At 60.4% G+C, this 21,933-nt stretch carries 22 protein-coding genes and 2 tRNA genes; 9 read left to right on the top strand and 15 right to left on the bottom strand.

Features of this window, described 5'->3' with window-relative positions:
- The 3 genes from BN1117_RS18925 to BN1117_RS05480 all read right to left on the bottom strand — a co-directional run.
- On the bottom strand, positions 1–122 hold a 122-nt coding region (locus tag BN1117_RS18925), incomplete at its 3' end, for a GTP-binding protein (RefSeq protein ID WP_040099167.1).
- 170 nt (positions 123–292) lie between these two features.
- Positions 293–367 (bottom strand) — tRNA-Gly (locus BN1117_RS05485).
- Positions 368–405: 38 nt separating this feature from the next.
- Positions 406–490, bottom strand: a tRNA-Tyr gene (locus BN1117_RS05480).
- A 263-nt stretch (positions 491–753) separates the two neighbouring features.
- Here BN1117_RS05480 and coaA point away from each other — a divergent pair.
- Entirely contained in the window at positions 754–1,692 is a 939-nt protein-coding gene (gene coaA / locus BN1117_RS05475) for a type I pantothenate kinase (protein ID WP_040095519.1), read from the top strand.
- A gap of 81 nt (positions 1,693–1,773) precedes the next feature.
- Here the strand turns inward: coaA and birA are convergent, their stop codons facing one another.
- Positions 1,774–2,739 carry a bifunctional biotin--[acetyl-CoA-carboxylase] ligase/biotin operon repressor BirA gene (birA, locus tag BN1117_RS05470; RefSeq protein ID WP_040095517.1) on the bottom strand — a complete coding sequence of 322 codons (966 nt, stop codon included), beginning with the start codon at positions 2,737–2,739 and terminating at the stop codon, positions 1,774–1,776.
- On the bottom strand, positions 2,736–3,773 hold the full coding sequence (gene murB / locus BN1117_RS05465) for a UDP-N-acetylmuramate dehydrogenase (protein WP_040095515.1): 1,038 nt from the start codon (positions 3,771–3,773) through the stop codon (positions 2,736–2,738). The genes birA and murB overlap by 4 nt, the downstream gene beginning before the upstream one ends.
- Before the next feature lie 127 nt (positions 3,774–3,900).
- On the opposite strand from murB, the gene BN1117_RS05460 reads away from it, so the two are divergent.
- A complete protein-coding gene (locus BN1117_RS05460) occupies positions 3,901–4,554 on the top strand; it encodes a potassium channel family protein (protein WP_040095514.1) in 654 nt (217 codons plus the stop codon).
- Positions 4,551–5,906 (top strand): TrkH family potassium uptake protein, encoded by a 1,356-nt coding sequence (locus BN1117_RS05455; protein ID WP_040095512.1) that lies wholly within the window; start codon positions 4,551–4,553, stop codon positions 5,904–5,906. Before BN1117_RS05460 ends, BN1117_RS05455 begins: the two co-directional genes overlap by 4 nt.
- Positions 5,907–5,945: 39 nt before the next feature.
- On the opposite strand, the gene BN1117_RS05450 is transcribed toward BN1117_RS05455, so the two are convergent.
- Complete coding sequence (locus tag BN1117_RS05450) at positions 5,946–6,779, bottom strand: AraC family transcriptional regulator (RefSeq protein ID WP_040095510.1); 834 nt, start codon at positions 6,777–6,779, stop codon at positions 5,946–5,948.
- A 101-nt stretch (positions 6,780–6,880) separates the two neighbouring features.
- Between BN1117_RS05450 and BN1117_RS05445 the strand changes: the two genes are divergently transcribed.
- Both BN1117_RS05445 and BN1117_RS05440 read left to right on the top strand, forming a co-directional pair.
- Positions 6,881–7,414, top strand: a complete 534-nt coding sequence (locus BN1117_RS05445) for a carboxymuconolactone decarboxylase family protein (RefSeq protein ID WP_040095508.1) — start codon at positions 6,881–6,883, stop codon at positions 7,412–7,414.
- Between the two features lie 13 nt (positions 7,415–7,427).
- Complete coding sequence (locus tag BN1117_RS05440; RefSeq protein ID WP_040095507.1) at positions 7,428–7,868, top strand: DUF417 family protein; 441 nt, start codon at positions 7,428–7,430, stop codon at positions 7,866–7,868.
- Between the two features lie 40 nt (positions 7,869–7,908).
- Here the strand turns inward: BN1117_RS05440 and BN1117_RS05435 are convergent, their stop codons facing one another.
- The 3 genes from BN1117_RS05435 to BN1117_RS05425 all read right to left on the bottom strand — a co-directional run bounded on the left by BN1117_RS05435 (position 7,909) and on the right by BN1117_RS05425 (position 12,468).
- Entirely contained in the window at positions 7,909–9,882 is a 1,974-nt protein-coding gene (locus tag BN1117_RS05435) for a DNA topoisomerase III (protein ID WP_040095505.1), read from the bottom strand.
- A 71-nt stretch (positions 9,883–9,953) separates the two neighbouring features.
- Positions 9,954–10,448 carry a response regulator gene (locus BN1117_RS05430; protein ID WP_040095503.1) on the bottom strand — a complete coding sequence of 165 codons (495 nt, stop codon included), beginning with the start codon at positions 10,446–10,448 and terminating at the stop codon, positions 9,954–9,956.
- Between the two features lie 55 nt (positions 10,449–10,503).
- Positions 10,504–12,468 (bottom strand): ATP-binding protein, encoded by a 1,965-nt coding sequence (locus tag BN1117_RS05425; RefSeq protein ID WP_040095502.1) that lies wholly within the window; start codon positions 12,466–12,468, stop codon positions 10,504–10,506.
- Between the two features lie 277 nt (positions 12,469–12,745).
- Between BN1117_RS05425 and BN1117_RS05420 the strand changes: the two genes are divergently transcribed.
- Both BN1117_RS05420 and torA read left to right on the top strand, forming a co-directional pair.
- Positions 12,746–13,876 carry a NapC/NirT family cytochrome c gene (locus BN1117_RS05420; protein WP_040095500.1) on the top strand — a complete coding sequence of 377 codons (1,131 nt, stop codon included), beginning with the start codon at positions 12,746–12,748 and terminating at the stop codon, positions 13,874–13,876.
- 23 nt (positions 13,877–13,899) lie between these two features.
- A complete protein-coding gene (gene torA, locus BN1117_RS05415) occupies positions 13,900–16,380 on the top strand; it encodes a trimethylamine-N-oxide reductase TorA (RefSeq protein ID WP_040095499.1) in 2,481 nt (826 codons plus the stop codon).
- Between the two features lie 85 nt (positions 16,381–16,465).
- Here the strand turns inward: torA and BN1117_RS05410 are convergent, their stop codons facing one another.
- Genes BN1117_RS05410 through BN1117_RS05395 form a run of 4 tightly spaced genes read right to left on the bottom strand, consistent with a single transcriptional unit; the run spans position 16,466 to position 19,331 of the window.
- Positions 16,466–16,927 carry a hypothetical protein gene (locus tag BN1117_RS05410; RefSeq protein WP_040095497.1) on the bottom strand — a complete coding sequence of 154 codons (462 nt, stop codon included), beginning with the start codon at positions 16,925–16,927 and terminating at the stop codon, positions 16,466–16,468.
- A gap of 41 nt (positions 16,928–16,968) precedes the next feature.
- Complete coding sequence (locus tag BN1117_RS05405) at positions 16,969–18,318, bottom strand: sensor histidine kinase (RefSeq protein ID WP_040095495.1); 1,350 nt, start codon at positions 18,316–18,318, stop codon at positions 16,969–16,971.
- Positions 18,315–18,971, bottom strand: coding sequence for an AHA_4052 family stress response regulator transcription factor (locus BN1117_RS05400; protein ID WP_040095494.1), 657 nt, complete (start codon positions 18,969–18,971; stop codon positions 18,315–18,317). Before BN1117_RS05400 ends, BN1117_RS05405 begins: the two co-directional genes overlap by 4 nt.
- A gap of 21 nt (positions 18,972–18,992) precedes the next feature.
- A complete protein-coding gene (locus BN1117_RS05395; RefSeq protein ID WP_040095492.1) occupies positions 18,993–19,331 on the bottom strand; it encodes a PepSY domain-containing protein in 339 nt (112 codons plus the stop codon).
- 63 nt (positions 19,332–19,394) lie between these two features.
- On the opposite strand from BN1117_RS05395, the gene BN1117_RS05390 reads away from it, so the two are divergent.
- Positions 19,395–19,643 (top strand): PepSY domain-containing protein, encoded by a 249-nt coding sequence (locus BN1117_RS05390; protein ID WP_040095490.1) that lies wholly within the window; start codon positions 19,395–19,397, stop codon positions 19,641–19,643.
- Here BN1117_RS05390 and msrQ read toward each other — a convergent pair.
- Both msrQ and msrP read right to left on the bottom strand, forming a co-directional pair.
- Positions 19,640–20,266, bottom strand: a complete 627-nt coding sequence (gene msrQ, locus BN1117_RS05385) for a protein-methionine-sulfoxide reductase heme-binding subunit MsrQ (RefSeq protein WP_040095489.1) — start codon at positions 20,264–20,266, stop codon at positions 19,640–19,642. The genes BN1117_RS05390 and msrQ overlap by 4 nt on opposite strands.
- Positions 20,257–21,258, bottom strand: coding sequence for a protein-methionine-sulfoxide reductase catalytic subunit MsrP (gene msrP, locus BN1117_RS05380; RefSeq protein ID WP_040095487.1), 1,002 nt, complete (start codon positions 21,256–21,258; stop codon positions 20,257–20,259). The genes msrQ and msrP overlap by 10 nt, the downstream gene beginning before the upstream one ends.
- 368 nt (positions 21,259–21,626) lie before the next feature.
- Here msrP and BN1117_RS05375 point away from each other — a divergent pair.
- Positions 21,627–21,933: DUF1097 domain-containing protein (locus tag BN1117_RS05375; protein ID WP_040095485.1), on the top strand; the 307-nt coding region annotated here is incomplete at its 3' end.

Here is a 21,933-nt window from a genome sequence, read left to right as displayed (position 1 = left end):
CCGAAGTGCTTGGCCAGCACATTGGTGATAGCTGCAGTCAGGGTGGTTTTACCGTGGTCAACGTGGCCGATGGTACCCACGTTAACGTGCGGTTTATTACGCTCAAATTTTTCTTTAGACATGATCGTCCCTCTAAACTAACGCTGAGTACGCGGTGGCAAGCTAACCACAGAACAGTTTATATGATGGATTTGAATCTGGTGGGAAAGAGAGAGGTACTGAGATGGCAGGTTCGCTTGCCGAACTCACCCTAGGGTGCGGCTCTGCTAACGCCTGAGCCATATCAGCATCTTGGAGCGGGCAGCGGGAATCGAACCCGCATCATCAGCTTGGAAGGCTGAGGTAATAGCCATTATACGATGCCCGCATTTCTCTAACCCAAAGAACTCAAACCGCAGAGAAATATGGTGGAGGGAGAAGGATTCGAACCTTCGAAGGCAGAGCCGTCAGATTTACAGTCTGATCCCTTTGGCCGCTCGGGAACCCCTCCAGATGCCAGATTGTCACAACGGTAATTCTGCTTGCACCCGTTGTGTTTATCGCTTTTGCACGGCAAATAGACGACAGACAGTCAAGCGTCGCGCATTTTATTGTAAGGTTTTGGGCGATGCAACCACTGAACCCTGCAAAATATGCTTTATTGCTGGGAAGTTGACAAAAAAGCGAGGTTAAACAAGCCAATCCTGCTGCGTCCCTTGTCGCTCCCCCACCCTTGGTGTATGGTCGCCGTGCCCAAGAAACAGTGATGACACCATGACGACAGAGCATAACCCCTATCTGCAATTCACCCGCGAACAATGGGCGTTATTGCGCGATTCGGTCCCCCTGACCCTGACCGAACACGACCTGCAGACCCTGCGCGGGATCAACGAGAAGGTGTCATTGCGAGAAGTGGAAGAGATCTACCTGCCCCTCTCGCGCTTGCTCAATCTCTACGTCAAGGCCAAGCAGCGTCGCAGCCGCGTGCTGGAGCAGTTTCTCGGTCAGTCTCGTGGCAAGGGGACCTATATCATCAGCATTGCCGGCAGCGTGGCGGGGGGCAAAAGCACCACGGCCCGTATTCTGCAGGCGCTGCTGGAGCGCTGGCCGGAACATCCGCGGGTGGAACTGGTCACCACCGACGGCTTCCTCTATCCCAACAAGGTACTGGAAGAGCGCGGCCTGATGCGTCGCAAGGGGTTCCCGGAATCCTACGATATCCGCCATCTGGTGGAGTTTGTCGCCAATATCCGCGCTGGTCACGAGAAGGTCGAAGCGCCTGTCTACTCCCACCTTATCTACGACATCATTCCCGATGAGAAGAAGGTGGTGGAGCAGCCGGACATCCTGATCCTGGAAGGGCTCAATGTGCTGCAAAGCGGCATGGACTACCCCCAGGATCCCCATCGGGTCTTTGTGTCAGACTTTGTCGACTTTTCCATCTATGTGGATGCCGATGCCGAGCTGCTGCGCACCTGGTATATCGAACGGTTCCTCAAGTTCAGAAGCGGTGCTTTCTCGGATCCCGACTCCTACTTTCACCACTACGCCAAGCTGACGGAGAGTGAGGCCACCCAGGTCGCCAGCAATATCTGGCAAGACATCAACTATCTGAATTTGCAGGAAAACATTCTGCCTACTCGTGAGCGCGCCAACCTGATCATGACCAAGGGTCATGAGCACGCCATCGAGCAGATCAAGCTGCGCAAATGATGACAGCTGTTGCCGGATAACGAAGAGGGGGCCCGCAGGCCCCCTCTTCTTGTTTGGTATCATGAGCGACCTTGCTGACCCTCAGTCGCCCCGGCGCAGGGAGAGCTCGCCCCCCAGATAGAATTTGATCCCTTCGCCTGTCTCCAGTCGCAGAGCGCCGCGATCGTCGATGCCACGGGCGATACCACGGATCTCCTGATCCCCCATCAGCAAACGCACCGGGCGACCGGCAAAGTGATCGAGCCGGTTCCACTCATCGACAAAGCTTGCCAATCCACGTTGCTCGAAGGTGTGCAACGCCCGTTGCAGATAGACAATCATCTTGGCCGCAAGCTGATTACGATCGACCAGCTCGGGATTGACCTGCCGCAGCTCAGCCCAGGCCTGATCGATCTTCTCCCCCTCGCGGGCAGGCATCGCCAGATTGAGACCGATGCCGATCACCAGATGACAGCTGGCCCCGGCGCTACCGCTCATCTCTACCAGAATGCCTGCCAGCTTGCGGCCCTGATAGTAGAGGTCGTTCGGCCACTTGAGTTCAACTCCCTGATAACCAAGGGACTCCAGCGCTTCGACTACCGCTACACCGACCGCCAGACTCAGCCCCATGGCGGCGGCCATGCCTTGCTCGAGTCGCCAGTACATGCTGAGGATCAGCTGGCAACCAAACGGTGAAATCCAGGGTTTACCACGACGCCCGCGGCCGGCGGTCTGGCACTCGGCCAGACAGCTCTCGCCGGAGCGCAGCTCATTGACCCGATCCAGCAGGTGTTGATTGGTCGAGCCAATGACCGGAAAACAGTGCACCGGTGCCATCGGGGCCAGTGCCTGCAAGGTAGCCTGATCATAGAGCGCCATCGGCACCGCCAGCCGGTAGCCCTTGCCGGTCAGGCTGAACAGGTCCAGCCCCAACTCCTTGAGCGCCGCCATGTGCTTGCTCACCGCCGCCCGGCTGATGCCCAGCTGCTCACCCAGCTGTTCGCCGGAGTGAAACTGGCCGTCGCTGAGAAGGGTGATCAGGGTCTGTCTGATGGGAGTCAGGGTCATGAGAGCACCTCGTCGAGCCCGGTCTCACCGTGCGCCCCCATAAAGCGCACCTCGTGCTCCAGTACCACACCAAACGTCTGCTCCACGCTGTCGCGGACATGGGCCGCCAGCGCGATCAGCTCCATGGCACTGCCCCCCCCCAGATTGACCAGCACCAGCGCCTGCTCCTGATGAACGGCGGCGCGGCCGATGGCAAAGCCTTTGAGGCCACATTGATCGATAAGCCAGCCCGCCGCCAGTTTGGCCTGCCCCTCGCCCGCCGGATAGCAGGGCATCTGTGGGTAGCGCGACTTGAGCGACTCCGCCAGTGCGGCGGGCACCACCGGATTTTTGAAGAAGCTACCCGCATTGCCGAGCACGGCGGGATCCGGCAGCTTGGCCATGCGGGTGGCACAGACGGTATCGAAGATGGCCTGCGCCGAAGGCTCATCACCGAGCGCCGCCAGCGGGCCATAGCCCAGCACCGGTTGCCACGCCTTGGGCAGTTTGAGCCCGACGGCAGTGATCAGGTGGGAATCCTGATACTCGTGCTTGAAGATGCTGTCGCGATAACCGAAGCGGCACTCTGCCGCCGCGATCCGTTCAATCTCGCCACTTTGCCAGTTGAACGCCTCGACATAGGCACAGAAGTCGGCCAGTTCTACGCCATACGCGCCAATATTCTGCACCGGCGCTGCACCAACCGTACCGGGAATGAGCGCCAGATTCTCCAACCCGAACCAGCCCTGTTGCAAGCAGTGGCAGACCAGCTGATGCCAATCTTCACCCGCAGCCACATGGAGCAACCAGTGATCCCCCCCCTCTTCAGCGGTAATCCCCTTGAGCCGGTTGAGCACCACCAGACCGAGAAAATCCGTAGTGAAGAGCAGGTTACTGCCGCCGCCCAGATTGAGACGAGGCAACTGGTTGAGCTGTGGATCGGTACGCAGGGTCGCCAGATCGGCAACTTGCTCCACCTCGGCCAGCCAGAGGCAGTGCGCATCGAGGGCAAGGGTGTTGAGCTTCAACAAGGAGGCGTTGGCATTCAGTTTCATCTGTCTATCCCGGCTTGGTGCAAGGGCGCAGTCTACCTCAAGTTACCCCATGACGAAAAACCCGAGCCCTTTTCGGGGAAATAACAGTGGTTTAGAGTAGGTGACTTCAACTGCTGAGGAACAACTCATGAACAACCAGTTTGCCGTCATCGGCTTGGGCCTGTTTGGCAGCGCACTGTGCGAAGAGCTGCAACGGCAAGATGCAGAAGTACTGGCCATCGATATCGACGAGAGCAAGACCCGGCAAATCGCCGCCCTCTGCAATCACGTTATCGTGGCAGATGCCACCGACGAGGCCACCGTGGCCGAGCTGGGGTTGGCCAATTTCGACATCGTCTTCGTTGCCATCGGTGACAACCTGGAGACCAGCATCCTCACCACCCTGGTCCTGAAGGAAGCGGGGGTGAAGAAGGTGTGGGTCAAGGCACGCGACAAGTTCCACGCCAAGATCCTCCAGAAAGTGGGTGCCGACAAGGTGATCAACCCGGAGTGGGACATGGGCCGCCGGGTCGCCCAGAGCATGCTGGACAACCGGCTGTTCGACTATCTGGAGCTGGGCCACGACATGGTGCTGACCGAGTTCGTGATCGGCCTGCAACAGAACGGCCGGGAACTGGGCGACTTCCACCTGCTGCAACAGAGCGATTTTCAACTGCTCGCCATCAAGCGCGGTGAAGTACTGCACAACGTGTTAACCGGCAAGATGGCGTTGCAACTGGGCGACATCCTGATCCTGGCGGGCAACAAGCACGCCATCGACCACTGGCTCGAAACCCTATGATCAACTGGCGCAGCAGCTACGCCTTTACGCTGTATCGGGACCGCGATACCCGTTGGAGCGAGGCCCGGCTGATCCTCGGCAGCTTTCTGATCATTCTGCTGGTTGGCACCCTCTTTCTGGTGCAACCCTCCAGCCACAATGGCGAGGTCACCTTCATCAACGCCCTGTTCACCGCCACCTCGGCCATTAGCGTAACCGGCCTTGGTGTGGTGGATACTGGCACCGCCTTCACCCTGCAGGGGCAAATCTTTTTGCTGATGCTGATGGAGATCGGCGGTCTGGGCCAGATGACCATGACGTTGCTGCTGATCGCCATCTTCAGCAAGCGGGTCGGTCTGCGCCAACAGGTGCTGGCCAAGGAGGCACTGGGGCAGGAAGGCTCGGTCAACATTATCCAGCTGGTCAAACGCATCGTGCTGTTCGCCTTTATTAGCCAGTTGATCGGCACCGCCATCATGGCGATCCGCTGGGTGCCCGAGATGGGTTGGGTGCACGGCCTTTACGTCAGCTTCTTCCACGCGGTCTCGGCCTTCAACAACGCCGGGTTTTCGCTGTTTGCCAACAATCTCATCGACTATAGAGACGACCCCCTCATCGTCCTGACCATCGCCGGTCTGCTGATCCTGGGGGGGATCGGCTTTACCGTCATCGTCGATCTGGTGCGCAACCGCCGCTGGCGCAAACTGCAACTGCACAGCAAGTTGATGCTGCTGATGACCCCGACACTGTTGCTGGCCGGTACTCTGATGTTCTGGTTGCTGGAGCACAACAATCCGGACACCCTCGGCAACGCCGGGATCGGTGGCCAACTGCTGGCCGCCTTCTTCCAGTCTGCCAGTGCCCGTACCGCCGGCTTCAACACTATCGATATTGGCCAGATGGTGCCCGCTTCCCTGCTGTTCCTGATGATGTTGATGTTTATCGGTGCAGGCACCACCTCAACCGGTGGTGGTATCAAAGTCACCACCTTCGCGGTGGTACTGCTGGCGACCAAGGCATTTCTGACCAAGCGGCCCCATGTCACCGCTTTTGGTCGCACCCTGTCGTCCCAGATCGTGACCCGCTCGCTGGCCATCATCATTGTCAGTACCATGGCACTCATGCTGGCAATGTTCCTGCTGATGGTGACCGAGGATCTGCCATTCGACAAAATCATGTTCGAGACCATCTCTGCCTTTGCTACTGTTGGGCTCTCCACCGGTATCACCGCCTCCCTGAGCGAGCCGGGGAAGCTGATCCTGGTACTGGTGATGATCTGCGGTCGTCTCGGTCCTCTTACCCTGGCCTTGATGCTGGCTCGCCCGGTCGAGACCCGCATCCGCTATCCAGAAGAGAACGTCTATACCGGCTGACCAGCCATGAACACAGGGCAGCCACTGGCTGCCCCGTTTTTATTCGCCTCGTTCTTGCTGCGTCTTGAGCCAGCGTCCCGGGCTCACCCCCAACTCCCGCTCGAATGCCCGACCAAAGGCGACACTGCTGCTGTACCCCGCCCCCAGCGCTACCTGCACCATGGATTCCCCCGCCAACAGTTGCTGGCAGGCTCGCGCCATGCGCCAGTGGGTCAGATAACCCAGCGGCGCTTGACCGACCCGCTCCTGAAACTTCGCGGCAAAGCGGGCCCGCGACATGCCGGCCTCCCGCGCCAGCGTGGCCACCGTCCAGGGTTCATCCCCACGCTGATGCATCACCGAGATCGCCTTGGCCAACTGGGGATCGGAAATACCTGCCAGCATCCCCTGCTGACACACCCCTTGCTCGACCAGATGACGCAGCAGCAGGATCAACAGTACCTCCAGCAAGCGGGAGATCAGCGGATCCTGCCCGTAGCGGGGGTGAAACGCCTCGTCAAACAGCTGGTTCAGCACCGGCGTCAGGGCAGGCAACTCACGTAGCGGCAGCACCAGCGAGCCCGGTAATGCCAGTTGCAACGGCGATGCGCCCCCCTTGCCGAATGAGACATTGGCGCACACCAAATCACAACCCCCCAACGTTCTGGGTTCAAGCTTGTGAGGACGTCCCCGGGGGAACAGGATCAGGGTCGGCTCCTCGAGCAGCAAGCTGGCTCCCCCCTGTTCACGCAGCATGACGGCACCGCTGCGCAGCAGATGAAGATGTCCGCCACTCGGATAATCATCACTGGAGGAGTTCTGGCACAGGTTGCCGGCGAAGAAGATCTTGGCTTCGGGGGAGGCATGAACCAAAAGGGCAGAGAGCAGATCCATATTTGAGACGAATGGTATTTATTTTCAGACGATGAGTGATAAACCGTATCACGAATGACGGCACACTGTCTCCCGAACCTTCACTACCACAGGAGAAGATCATGAGCCGTATCCCACCCGTATCCCAGCCGCAACCCGCAGCCGCCCAGCCCCTGGCCACCCTGCAACGCAATCTGGGTATGGTGCCCAACCTCTACGCGACCCTGGCCCACTCGCCAGCCCTGCTCAATGGCTTCCTGGCCTTTGCGGAGGCGCTTGGCAAGGGGCGCCTCACGGCCCCACAACGGGAGTTGCTGGCACTGGCCATCGGTCAAGCCAACGCCTGCCAATACTGCTTGTCTGCCCACACACTACTGGCAGGCAAGGCCGGATTCTCGGCCCAGGAGATCCGGGCAGCCCGACTCGGCCAAGCCTCGGCTCCCCTTGATCACGCCCTGTTGCAACTGGCAACGGCACTGGTCAATCAGCGCGGGGTAATCAGTGACGAGCAACATGTTAGCGCCCGTGCCGCAGGCGTAGATGACGAGCTGCTGCTGGAGGTGCTCGGTCAGGTGGTCGTCAATACCCTGACCAACTATGGCAACCACCTGGCGGCGACCGAGATCGACTTCCCGCCCGTCACGCTGACGCTTTAAACAAGGAGCCTCCATGCAGCAACATGACAAAGGCTTTCTGGTCGCCCTGGCGGGCGTGATATTGACCCTGCTCTGGATCGGCGTGTTCAAGTTTACCCCGACAGAGGCAGCCGCCATCAAACCACTGGTAGCCAGCCACCCCTTGATGAGCTGGCTCTATGGTCCACTGTCGGAGCAGAGCGTATCGAACCTGATCGGACTGGTCGAGATAGTGATCGCCATCGGGCTGGTCGTGGGCCTGTGGCAACCTCGCATCGGTTACTGGAGCGCCATGGGTGCTATCGTCATCTTCCTGGTGACGCTGAGCTTCCTGCTGACCCTGACAGGTGTCTGGAAGGTGGTTGACGGCGTGCCAGTCACCGAGTTCTTCCTGTTCAAGGATCTGGTGTTTCTCGGTGTGGTTCTGCACTACCAGCACAGGATCCGTGCCAGCTTGTCCACTCAGGCAGCCTGACAACAATGCCTTTGGCGCCCGGGATGGGCGCCTTTTTTCGTTATGCCGCCCTGGTCTGGCGCTTGCAGGCCGTCTTGCGCGGTCGGGGCCCGCCAGTCGCGCTGTTCGCCGGACTCTTGCGCTTGGCAAAGCGCCGCTTGCCGGCACCCGGCGCCTCCTTGGGCAGGGCGCTGAAGCTGGCGCCGGAGTCCTGCCGCGCCCCCTCGATCAGGCCGTTGAGCTGCTCGGTGAGTGGCCCCATAAACTGCTGGTAGCTGCCGTGGCGCTCGGCGATCTGGCCGAGGCTCTGCTCCCACAGCGCGGTCATATCCGGCGTGGTAGCGGTGGCAGGCAGCGCCTGCACCAGCGCCCGCCCGGTCGGAGTCGCCTTGATGCTCTTGCCTTGGCGCACCAGAAAACGGCGCTTGAACAGCAGATCGATGATACCGGCCCGGGTCGCTTCGGTGCCGAGGCCATCGGTGTCACGCAGGGTCTTGCGGATCTCGGGATCCTGCACATAGCGGGCGATGCCGGTCATGGCCGCCAGCAGAGTGGCATCGGTAAATGACTTGGGGGGCTGGGTCATCTTCTCCAGCAGCTCGCCCCGCTCGCACAGCAGTTGCTCCCCCTCGTTGAGAGCTGGCAGAGTACCCGCCTTCTCTTCATCATCATCCACTTCCACCCCGAGCAGCGCCTTCCAGCCCGCCTTGAGAATGCGCCGCGCCTTGGCCTGAAACAGACCACCGGCGATGCGCAGCAGCACCTTGCTGTCGTTGTATTCGAACGGGGGGTAGAACTGCAGCAGATACTGGCGGGCAATCAGGCCGTAAAGCTTCGCCTCGTCAGCCCCCAGCGTGCCGGGGTTGCCCTGCTTCTCGGTGGGGATGATGGCGTGGTGGGCATCCACCTTGCTGTCGTTCCAGGCCTTGCTGCGGAGCTTGCCGTCCGCCTCGGCCACTGCCTTGGCCAGCGCAGGCGCAGTGGCTGTGATGGCGCCGCGCACCTGCTCGGCCCGCTTGAAGTGGTCGCTCGGCAGATAACGGCTGTCAGAGCGCGGATAGGTAATGAGCTTGTGGCGCTCGTAGAGGCTCTGGCAGATGTCGAGCACCCGCTTGGCATCCATGCCGAACCGCTTGGCAGCATCGATCTGCAGGCTGGAGAGGTTATAGGGCAACGGCGCCGCCTGCTTGCGGGCCTGCTCCTCCACCGATTCGACCTGTGCGGGTTGGCCATTGATCCGGCTCACTACCTTGTCGGCCAACGCCCGGTTGAGCACCCGACCCTCCTCATCCTGCCACGGCAGACAGGCTTCCGATGGCAGCCACTTGGCGGTGAAGCGCTCGTTGCCATCGGTCAGCAGATGGGCCAGCACCTCGTAGAAGGGTTTGGGCACGAAGGCCTCGATCTCGAGATCCCGCCGCACCACCAGCCCCAGCAGCGGGGTCTGCACCCGGCCAACCGAGAGCAGCTCGCTGCAACCGGCCTTGCGCCCGAGCAGGGTATAGGCGCGGGTCATGTTGATGCCGTAGAGCCAGTCGGCCCGACTGCGAGCCAGCGCAGAGACCGCCAGCGGCACGAACTCCTTGTTGTCTCTGAGCTTCTCGAGGGCACGGCGCACCGCGGGCGGGTTGAGATCGCTGATGAGACAACGCTGCACCGGCTTGGTTTTCGGGTAGCCGAGAAAGTCGATCACCTCGTCCACCAGCAGTTGCCCTTCCCGGTCCGGGTCACCGGCGTTGACCACGCAGTCGGCCTGCTTGATCAGCCGCTTGATGACGGTGAGCTGGGTTTTGGTCTTGGGTTTGGCCACCAGCTGCCACTGGGCGGGGATGATGGGGAGATGCTCCATCCGCCACTGCTTGAAGGCGGCGTCATAGGCATCGGGCTCAGCCTGCTCCAGCAGATGGCCGATACACCAGGTGACCACATCCCCCTGAGCGGTTTCGATAAAACCGTCGCCCTTCTTGTGGGGTTTGGGCAGGGCATCGGCAATGGCACGGCCCAAGGTGGGCTTCTCGGCGATAAAGAGTCGCATCGGTGGCTACCTGCAATACTGTATATGCAGACAGTATACAACTGCCGCCGCGAAAGCCCAACATCCCCTATTTAATCGAACGGGTGGTCGTGGATGGCAGCAAACAGCCGTGCCTGATTGAGCTGCGGCGCATAGTGAAAGGCGTTTTCACCATCTTCTGCCAGCAGGTAATCGGTCAGCTGTTCGCGCACCGCCTCTTGCAGGGTCTCCAGCTTCCACGGCTTGGCAAGGTAGTAGTGCAACCCGCCGCGATTGACCGCTTCGACGGTGGCCTCCAGCCCCGCCTGCCCGGTCAGCAGCAATTTGCGGCTGGCGCGGGTGGTGGCACGCTGGTTCAATTCGATAAGAAAGTCGATTCCCAACGTCCCCGGCATAATGTGGTCACAGAGGATCAGAGCCAGCTTGCCCCCGGCACACTCCCACTCCTCCACCACGGTCCGCGCCTCATCGACGCTCTCGGCAGCTTCCAGCTCGAAGTGGGAACGGAACGGGGCAAGATCGTGGATCACTGCATCCAGCACTTCCCGCTCATCGTCCACACACAGGATTAGATAGTGTTTCTTCATTACGCCTCCTTGGCGATATGGTTCGGCACGCCGCTCGATTAATAGTGGCGACGGCTCATGCTGCATACTCCTTGTGGCGGGGATCGTCGCCGTAACTGGCCCGGCCCGCACCATCCAGCGGTAAACAGACCCGCATCCGGGTGTAGCGCCCCGGTTCGGAAGCCACCTCAATCCGACCGTGATGCTGTTGCACGATCTGCAACGAGACACTCAGGCCAATGCCCAGGCCAAAGTGGCCCTCCCGCTTGGTGGTGAAGTTGAGATCGAAGATCCGCTGCCACAGCTCGGGGTCGATACCGCAACCGGTATCTTCCACCTCCACCATCACCCATTCGGGCTCCAACAGGGCGGTGCGAATAGTGAGTCGCCCCGGACCGCTCATGGCATCCAGGCTATTGGCAATCAGGTTGGTCCACACCTGCTGCAAGGCAATGGGGTGGCACAGCACCAGCGGCAGCGGTTGATACTCTTTATGCAATTCATGAAGCTTGAGACGGTTCTCGAAAATCATCAGGGTATCTTCCAGACCCTCATGCAGATCCACTAGCGAGAGCTCGACGCTGTCCTGACGGGCATACTGCTTGAGGCTCTTGACCAGATCGCCGATGCGGCGGGCACACACTTCGATATTGCGCAGGAAGCTGCCAGTCTGCTGAAACAGCTCCAACCGGGCGAGCAGCGCTTCCCGCTCGGCAACTGTGCGGCCGGCAAACCAGCGCTGCCAATTCAGCTCGTCATCAAGATTCATCTGCACCGCCAGTCGCGCCAGCTGACGATCGCCAAAGCGCCCCTCTGCCTGCCGGGTCTTGTTACGGATCTCGCTAGTCGAGACCGGCTGTGCCGTCAACGCCTGGCAGAGGGTCTGGTTGCCAAGCCCCTTGATGGCGGCAGACAGATCGAGATTGACCAGCTCAGGAATGGCGGCACGCAGGGTCTCGCTGCCACGGATAATGGCAGCCACCGGGTTGTTAAGCTCGTGGGCAACCCCGGCCACCAGCTGACCCAGCATCGCCATCTTCTCGCTCTCCACCAGCTGAGCATGAGCAGCATCGAGTGAGTTGAGGGTTTGCTGCAGTCGCATCTCGGTACGAATGCTGTTTTGCAAGCGACGGTTAAAGTGACGTAACAACAGGTTGGTAAAGGAGGGGAGCAGCTCGCTGCGGGCCTGCATCACCCGGGAGAATTGCAGCTTGTCGAGCTTGATCACCTCGGCTCTGGTCAGGGTCACGCCGGTGGTAAAAGCGGGCTCACCAGTCACGAAAGACATGCCCCCCACCAGCGAGCCAGTGCGGTAGTGCACCACCTTGTGCTCGATCCCCTGCTCGTCCCGTTTGCGCAATACCACCTCACCCTTGGCGATAAACCAGAGAAAACGGTTGGGTTCACCCTCTCTCGTCAACACATGACCCGGACTGTAGTGGCGGCAGACGCCTTCATCATCATTGCCATCGAAAAACTGATAGAGACCATCGATCACCACCCGGGAGAGCTCTTCATCACTGCAGTGGGTGTAATCCATGAAACCCTGTCGATAGGCTGCCAGCTGGCGATCGACGTGGGCCCGCAGCAGCTTCTGGTTGTCGAGCACAGCGGCATAGCTCAGCAGGTCCGCTTCGGGCTGGAGCAGCACAAAGTGGCTAGCCTGCTCGATCACCGCCCGGCGCAGACTACCATCGCGCCAGGGGCGTTGCAGGTAGTAGTCGAGACGACCCAGGTTAACCGCCTCGATGATTGACTTCATCTCGGGCTGGCTGCCCAACAGGATTTTGCGGCATGCCTCGTGGCGATCACCGAGATGGATCAAAAAATCCGCCCCGCGCACATCCCCCAGCTCGCTGTCACACACCACCACGGCGGGCGGCTGCCCCTTGCGGTCCAACTCCTCAAGCGCCTGCTCCGCAGCCTCCTCCCCGGTAGTAACAACCAGCGTAAAACGACTGAGCAAGGGTGCCAACTCCTGTTCAAATTCGGCCAGCAGTTGCACATCGGCAGCGACACATAGCAGTGAGAAAGGGCTCATCAGCGACACTCCGTTATGGCTCACTGCTCACTATATCAACGAATCTTGCGGGGTTTTGCGAGGAGGCTAACAGCTGGCGTGGAAAGTGAATAAATTATTGAACCAGCGATTAATTGAATTTAATTCACATCATCTGTCAACATCAAAACAAAAGACGAAATGTGACGGCAATCAAAAAATATAAACCATGATAAAGGTCAACGCCTTATCCCTGTCATTACTACTACTATTGGACTAGTACTATGTAGGTAAAAATTGACCGTAGGAACACGTCACCATGATTGGAAAACTGATAAGAAAAACCTGGTTCTGGCTCCTGCTGCTCGGGGCATTACTGGGGGTCGCGGCATTGGGTGTCACCGTGACCGTGCTGCACAAGACCAGCTCCACCGAATTTTGCGTCTCCTGCCACTCCATGCAGACTCCGCTGGCCGAGTATCAGGGCAGTGTCCACTTCCAGAACACCAAGGGGATCCGCGCCGAGTGCGCCGACTGCCACATTCCCAGTGAGCCCGTCTCCTACCTGTGGACCAAGGTCCGCGCCGTGAAGGATATCTATCACGAGGCAATTGGCACCCTCGACACCCCAGAGAAATATGAAGCCCATAAGCTGCGGATGGCCCAAACCGTGTGGGACCAGCTGAAGGCCAACGACTCAGCCACCTGCCGCAGCTGCCACAGCTACGAAGCGATGGACATCCTGGCCCAGCGTCCCAATGCCCGTGCCGAGCACCCGGTCGCCATCAAGGAAGGGCAAACCTGTATCGACTGCCACCGCGGTGTCGCCCACATCATGCCTGACATGAGCGAGCTGGCGGCTGCCGGTGCCAGTGAACTGGCGCAGGCTGCGGCCCAGACCCCGGCCAACGTCACCACCCGTTACGCCATCGCTACCACCCCGCTGTTCCTCGATGCCGCCGCCAAGACGGACGAAGGCACCCTGATGCCCTCCACCAAGGTGGATGTGCTGGCCAACGAAAACGGCCGCGCCAAGGTGCAGATCGAAGGCTGGCAACAGGATGGCGTGAGCGAAGTGTTCTACGCCGCCCCGGGCAAACGGATCCTCAGCGTGCTAGTCGGCGATGCCGCCAAGCAAGCGCTGGTCACCGGCCAGAGCGAAACCGACAGCGCCACCAACCTCACCTGGCATCAGGTCAAGCTGACTGCCTGGGTCGACCAGAGCCAGCTCATCGGCGATCAGGGCAAGCTGTGGCAATACGCTTCCACCCTGATGTCCAACAACTGTACCGGCTGCCACGGCCTCACCGCGCTGGATCACTTCAATGCCAACCAGTGGATCGGCGTCATCAAGGGGATGGAATCTCGTACCTCCCTGACCCCGGAACAGGCTCGCATGCTGACCCAGTATGTCCAGAAACACGCCAGTGACATGAGCGCGGCCCACTAAGGCTGGCACAGAGGAAAACCGTGATGACTTTTTTCAATGACAAGAAGACCAATCTGTCCCGCCGCAACCTGCTCAAGGGGCTCGGCGCCTGCGCAGCCCTGCCCCTGCTCGGCGGCCTTTTTCCCAAGAGTGCGCTGGCACAAGCCATCAGCACCGCATTGAGCCAGTTCCCGACCCTGGTGCCCGCCCAGAAGGGCATTCTAACCGGCGCCCACTGGGGTGCGTTTGAAGCGGTGGTCGAGGATGGCCGCATGGTGCGGGTTCAGCCGGTGGCCGATGATCCGGCGCCGAACGATCTCATCGACATGGCGCCGTTCCAGGTGCATGCCAAGAACCGCATAAAGTACCCCATGGTACGCAAGAGCTGGCTGGAGCATGGCCCGGGCGCCAAACCGGAACTGCGCGGTGCCGACGAGTGGGTACGAGTGAGCTGGGACAAGGCGATCGACCTGGTGGCCGGCGAGATCCAGCGGGTGCAGAGCGACTTCGGCCCGCAGGCGATCCACGCTGGCTCCTACGGCTGGAAGAGTGTCGGCATGTTCCACAACAGCCGCACCCTGCTACACCGCCTGATGAACCTTTCTGGCGGTTTCACCGGTTATGCCGGTGACTACTCCACCGGTGCGGCCCAGGTGATCATGTCCCACGTGATGGGCTCCATCGAGGTGTACGAGCAGCAGACCGCCTGGCCTAATGTGGTCGAAAATGCCGAACTGGTGGTGTTGTGGGGGGTCAACGCCCAGGTGACCCTGAAGAACAGCTGGAACATACCGGATCACGAAGGTCAGGCCGGTTTCATGGCGCTGAAAGAGAAGGGCACCCGCATTATCAGCATCGACCCCATCTACAACGAGACTGCCAAGCTGGTCGGCGCCGAGTGGATTGCCCCGAACGCCTACACCGATGTAGCCATGATGCTGGGTGTGGCCCACACCCTCTACAGCGAGCAGAAGCACGATCAGGCCTTCCTCGATCGCTACACCGTCGGCTTCGACAAGTTCCTCGCCTATCTGCTCGGCAAGGATGACGGTCAGCCGAAGAGCGCCGAGTGGGCGAGCAGCGTCTGCGGCGTCGATGCCAAGGTGATCCGCCAGCTGGCTCTCGACATGGCGGCCAAGCGCACCATGATCATGGCCGGTTGGGGGATGCAGCGTCAGCAGCATGGCGAACAGCCGAACTGGATGCTGGTCACTCTGGCCTCCATGCTGGGCCAGATCGGCCTGCCGGGCGGCGGTTACGGCTTCAGCTACCACTACTCCTCCGGTGGCAGCCCCACCGCCAAGGGGGGTATTCTGGCCGGTATCTCCGCCGGCAACGCACCGAAGAACAGCCCGGCCCCAATCCCGGTGGCCCGCATCGCCGACTGTCTGGTCAATCCGGGCAAGACCATCGACTTCAACGGCCGCAAGGTGACCTATCCGGACATCAAGCTGGTCTACGTGGCGGGCGGCAACCCCTTCCACCACCATCAGGATACCAACAACCTGCTGCAGGCGTGGCGCAAACCCCAGACAGTGATCGTTCACGAGCCCTACTGGACCGCCACCGCCAAGCACGCCGATATCGTGCTGCCGGCCACCACCAGCTACGAGCGCAACGATCTGGAGATGGGCGGCGACTACTCCCAGCGCTATGTGTTCCCGATGCACCAGTGCGTGCCGCCCCAGTTTGAAGCCCGTAACGACTTTGACATCTTCAGCGCCATCGCCGCCAAGCTGGGGGTGCAGGAGCAGTACACCGAAGGCAAAGACGAGATGCTGTGGCTCAAACAGATGTACGACGGCATGGCGGCGCAGGCCCGTGGTGCCCGCGTGGCGCTGCCGCCGTTCAACATGTTCTGGGAGTCCAACAACTACATCCGCTTCCCGATCCCGGAGGCCAACCGCCAGTGGATCCGTCACGCCGATTTTCGCGAGAATCCGCTGCTGAGCCCACTCGGCACCCCGTCCGGCAAGATCGAGATCTTCTCCAACACGGTGGCGGGGATGGGTTATGCCGACTGCGCCGGCCATCCCAAGTGGTATGAGCCCAAGGAGTGGGTGAAGAGCGAGGTGGCAGCACGCTACCCGCTGTCGCTCAACACCTCTCACCCGACCCAGCGGCTGCACTCCCAGCTCGACAACACTCCGCTGCGGGACAAGTTCGCCATCGCCGACCGCGAGGCGATCATGATCCATCCCGCCGACGCCAAGGCTCGCGGCATCGCTCAGGGGGATCTGGTGCGCGCCTTCAACGAGCGCGGTCAGATTTTGGTGGGAGCCCTGCTCTCCGAGGATGTGCGCCAAGGGGTGGTGCGGATCTGCGAAGGTGCCTGGTATGACCCGGCCAAACCGGGCGAAGCGGGCAGCATCTGCAAGAACGGCAACGTCAACTGCCTCACCTTCGACGAAGGCTCGTCCAGTCTGGCGCAAGGCAACTGCGGCCACATGGCCCAGCTGCAGATCGAGAAGTACACAGGCCCGGTGCTGGCCAACACCGCCTACGCGGTACCGGCCAACGGCTAAGACGATTGCCACCCAATAAAAACGGCGCCATCCAGGCGCCGTTTCTTTATCTGTCTGCCAAAGCGCAGGCATGGTCGGGACGAGTTTAGAACTCCCCTTCCTCCATATACTCCTGCGCGCACTCAACTAGCTGCGGCCACAGCTCTTCCGGCACCCAGGCGTCCGGGTCATCTTCATCGCCATCGTACTGGCTCCAGAAGTAACGGCGCAGGCCGGAGGCAAACTCATCGCTGATCTCGGCCAGCTCCGAGAGCGGCCCCAACCAGGCAATGCGACGCAGGCCGGAGGCGAGATCGTTGATGGCATCCATCAGGGTGCGATCGTCGAAGCTCTGCTCCACCAGCAGGGTGAAGCGCTCGCGCGCTTGCTCGGTCTGCTCCTCATCCAGTTCGCCCACATCGGCCAGCAGGTCGACAAAATCTTCCAGAAGGAACGCGATCAGGCCATCCCTCTCTTCAAACCACTGGATCTGGGCGCCCTTGACCCCCAGTACAGAGGCATCAAACGAATCGTCAAGGTGACACAGCGCCCACGGATCGTCGGTCATGGTTCTCTTCCTCAGGCTAAAACAAATGCCATATGTTATGCCTAGCTCTCGACTCTTGCCACCTTGGGCAACGAGAGGGAGGCGGCCAGACCGCCCAGTTCGGCGCGGCCCATGATGAAACTGCCCCGATAGGCTTCCGCCAGATCGGAGACGATGTTGAGACCCAGGCCCGAGCCCGGCACCTTCTCGTCGAGCCGCACACCGCGCAGCACCGCCTTGGCGATCTGATCCTCGCTCATGCCGGGGCCATCATCCTCGATACGCAAGGTGATCCAGCCACCCAGCTCGGCGCTGGAGATGCGCAGCTCGCTGGCGGACCACTTGAAGGCGTTCTCCAGCAAGTTGCCTACCATCTCGTCGAAATCCTGCTCCTCCACCCCGACCGCCAGATTGGCGGGCACCTGCAAGTCCACCGTCTTGCCCGGATAGAGGCGGGAGAAGGCGCGGCAGATATACTCCACTCGCGCCCGCACCGGGGTCGAGACCCCGAGGATCTTGGCGGCACCGGTCACCCGAGCCTTGCCGAGGTGATAGTCGATATGACGCTGGATCTGGTCGAGCTGCTCGCCAATGGCAGCCTGATCCTCCGGCGGCAACTGGGCCACCTGATTGCGCATGATGCTGAGCGGCGTCTTGAGGGCGTGAGCCAGATTACCGGTGTGGGATCGCGCCCGCTGCAGTAGCTCGCCGTAGTGGTGCAGCAGCCGGTTGATATCCTCCACCAGCGGCTGGATCTCCAGCGGATAGCTCAGTCGAAACCCCTCTTGATGACCCTGATGAACCTGCACCAACTCACGACGCAGCAGGTGCAGCGGTCGCAAGCCGTAGACGATCTGGAACATAAAACCGAGCACCAGACCGGCGGCGGCAAAGCCGAGACCGAGGAACAAACTGACCCGGGTCTTCGTCAGAGTCTGGGTCAGGGCGCTGCTATCCTTGGCCATCACCAGAGTAAACACCCGATCAGAGCCGGGCAGCAGTACGGTGCGGGTCATGATCAGCAGTGGCTCCCTGTTGGGCCCCTTGCCGACAAAGAGATCAGGGTCGCCAAATGCTGATTTCAAACCATGACTTTTCAGGTTGGTATCCCAAAGTGAGCGTGACCGCCCCACCACATTATCCCCAAGCTCCAGCTGCCAGTAGTAACCTGAGTAGGGTTGAGTGAAACGGGGATCGGACATCGGCTCGGTGACTACCGGCAGCCCGCTCTTGGCTACTTCAAGACGGGAGAGCAAGTCGTAGAGTTGCAAACGCAGGCCATCGGCCTCCGCTTCCTGCCAGTAGTTGCGCATCATGGTCTGCAGGCTGAAGCCGGTGGCGAACAGAAACAGTCCGCACCACACCAGCGCGATGGCGACCAGTCGCCCCCGTAGGGTTCTGACCAATCTCATTCGTTGATCCGGTACCCGAGGCCGCGCACTGTCTCAATCAGATCGGGGTTGGTTTTCTTGCGGATCCGGCCGATAAACACCTCAACGGTGTTGGAATCGCGGTCAAAATCCTGAGCATAGATGTGGTCGATCAGCTCGCTGCGCGACACCACCTTGCCCCTATGCTGCATCAGATAACCGAGCACCCGGAACTCGTGGGCGGTCAACTTGATAGGGGTCCCTTCATACCACACCTGGGAGGCCGCCATATCGAGCCGCACCCCGCCAATCTCCAGAACAGAACTGGCATTGCCTGCCGCCCTACGAACCAGGGCATGGACCCGAGCGACCAGTTCGGCCACCTGAAACGGCTTGGTGAGGTAGTCATCGGCACCGGCGTTGAGCCCCTCGATTTTTTCGTGCAACTGACCACGAGCGGTCAGTACCAGCACGGGGGTATCTATCCCCTTGCTGCGCCACTCCTTCAGCACGCTCAGGCCATCACGCCCCGGCAAACCGAGATCGAGGATGATGGCATCATAGGGTTCAGTCTCGCCGAGAAAGCCGGCCTCGTTGCCATCGTGGCAGAGATCGGTGACAAAGCCGGAGAGACGCAACTGTTCAGCCAGCTGGCCGGCCAGCGTTTTTTCGTCTTCAACAATCAGAATTCGCATCAACAGGTTTCCAAACAGGGGTTATTCATCATCCGTGACCGGGGATTTGGGTGGATCAAACAGCCGCTCCAGATGGTGGCCCTTGGCCCACACCAGCTCAAGGTTGTCGGCCCGATAGGCCACCTTGATCACGCGGTTCTCCCGATCAATCACGCGCAGTTCATAGAGCCAGATACCATCCTCTTCTCCCAGATCCACCCGCAACACCCGCACCGGCAATCTGGCTGCCACTTCCATCATTTCATGGAAGGGCCGAACCCGTCCCTCATGGACAGCTTGCTGCAGCATGGCTTCATCAGGCGTGACCGCCTGTGCCAGCACCGGCAGCAATAACCCGAGCAGAGGGAGCGCTCTATTCATGGATGATTCATCTCCAAAAACCTAACATAATAGGGTTTATAGTCTGCCAGCCATGAATCCGAAATGAATATGATCCCGCGCAGTTTCCTGCTGATCCTTTGCCTGTTGAGTGCCACAAGCTGGGCGGCCCAGAGCCGTCTCGACATGGCCGGGCTGGTCAAACTCCTGCTGGCGCAAGGGTATCACGACATTCGGGAAGTGGAGCTGGAAGGGGACAAATTCGAGGTCAAAACCCTCAATCGCCAGGATCAGAAGGTGCATCTCATCGTCGATGCCTACACCGGCGAAATCACCCAACAAGAGGCCGATTAGGCCTCTTTTGCATGCCGCTGCCCCCGCCAGGGACGCAGCAACTTCTCCCGCCTCGCCCAGAGCAGGGCACAAACCAGCAGCAGGTAGACCAGAGGCTCCCCCCAACCGCTCTTGAGCGACCACCAGTAGTGCACCGGCACCAGCATGGCCACGGCATAGACCCAGTTGTGCAGCTTCTGCCATGCGGCGCCCATTCTGCGCTGCAATGCGGGCAGCGAGGTGATGCTGAGGGCGGCCAGCAGCAGCAGGGCCACCATCCCCACCATGATATAGCTGCGCCTGACCAGCTCGCCGCCAATCAGGCCCCAGTCAAACTGCAGATCCAGCCCCAGCCACGCCATGAAGTGGAGCAGTGCCCAGGTAAAACACCAGAGCCCGAGGGGACGGCGCAGCTTGATGAGCTGCCCCTGCCGCCAGCGCCTGGCCAACGGCGACACCAGCAGGGTGAGCAGCAGCAGGTTGAGCGCCCCCTTGCCGAGGTAGTGGATAAGCTCGGGCACCGGATCGCCCCCCAGCAGACCGGCCGGAATGGCAAAAACCAGCCAGAGCAGAAACCCGAGGGAGCCCAGATGCACCAGCGCCCGCAAACCGCTGATATGGGCCGGTTTCAATCTCAGTACCATTGGCGCAGATCCATCCCCTGATAGAGCGAGGCGACTTCGTTACCATAGCCGTTGAACATCAGGGTCGGCTGACGCTTGGCGCCAAACACTCCGCCCTCGCCGATAAAGCGCTCGCTGGCCTGACTCCAGCGCGGGTGATCCACCTGCGGGTTGACGTTGGCGTAGAAGCCATATTCATTGGGTGCCAGCAGGTTCCAGGTGGTGGGTGGCATCTCCTCTACCAACCGGATCGAGACGATACTCTTGATGCTCTTGAAGCCATACTTCCACGGCACCACCAGCCGGATCGGCGCACCATTCTGGGCGGGCAGGGTCTTGCCATAGAGCCCCATCGCAAGGAAAGAGAGAGGGTGCATCGCCTCGTCGATACGCAGCCCTTCGACGTAGGGATATTCGATACCGCCCCCCAGACTGGAGGCCTGCCCCGGCAGCTGCTTCGGATCAAACAGGGTTTCGAAGGCGACAAACTTGGCGCGACTGGTGGGCTCGGCACGGCGGATAATCTCTGCCAGCGAGATGCCGTTCCAGGGCAGTACCATGGACCAGGCTTCGACGCAGCGCAGCCGGTAGATCCGCTCCTCCAGCTCGGTTTTGTTGATGAGATCCCAGACATCCAGGGTAAACGGCTTGGCCACCTCCCCCTCGACTTTCAAGGTCCAGGGTTCGGGTTTGAGGTAATGGGCATTACGAGCAGGATCGGACTTGTCGGTGCCCAGCTCATAGAAGTTGTTGTAACGGGTGGCCTTCTCTTCCGGTGTCAGTACCAGATTGGCCGGGCGCTCGGCAGGCTTGCTGTTGAGCGGTTTGGTGGCTAATTGGGGAGCATCCTCTCTACCACGCAGCAGGTCGAGCACGCCGGCCTGAGTGGGAAACGCCAGGGTGGCCGCGCCCAGACCCAGCCCCTTAAGAATAAGGCGGCGGTCCTGATAGACGGCTTCCGGGGTGACATCCTGTTCGGTGAGGGGGTGAGCGCTACGTCGCTTGATCAACATGAAAAACTCCCGGGGCAGAGTGAGGCAGTATGGATAGGACCCGCCCCGGCAGATTTTTATTTCACGCACATTCACATCAGGTAGTACAGGGGCAGTGCCTTGGCCATGGTGCCGACCAGAAACAGCAGTACGAACACCAGCAGGGGAACGATCACATTTGGCGCCATCAGACTCACTCCATGAGCAGGACAGGGCCTCTAACTATGACCGAGTGCCAGGCCGGTCACCAATGAATTTTTTTCGCGAGCGCAAGCGTATTCCCGAGTTGAAAAGGGTGATGAAGATCACACACAATTCCGCCCCCGCTTGCCGCCCCGATTGCCGGGGGTAGGCTGCCCATTTTGCGAAGCCAACTGAAGAGTCACCCCATGAGCCCACTGATCGCCATCGCCATCACCACTGGTATTCTCTCCGCCCTCTGGGGCTGGATCGCCGTTGCGTTCGGCCTTATCTCCTGGGTCGGCTTTCTCGGCTGCACCAGCTATTTCGCGTCAAGCGGCGGCTACAAGGCGCTGCTGCAGACTCTCTTCTGCAACACCAGCGGCATGCTGTGGGCACTGTTGCTGATCCATGGCGACAGCCTCTGGGGGGCGGGCGTGGCGGGTTACGTGATGACGGGGGTGGTCGCAACTCTGATGTGCGTACAGGCCAAGCAGCAGTGGCTCGGCTATATTC

This window comes from Aeromonas australiensis (assembly GCF_000819725.1).
In the GTDB taxonomy this organism is placed as follows: Bacteria; Pseudomonadota; Gammaproteobacteria; order Enterobacterales; family Aeromonadaceae; genus Aeromonas; species Aeromonas australiensis.
The sequence above is the reverse complement of the archived record's forward strand: the minus strand, read 5'-3'. Positions and strand labels throughout refer to the sequence as shown.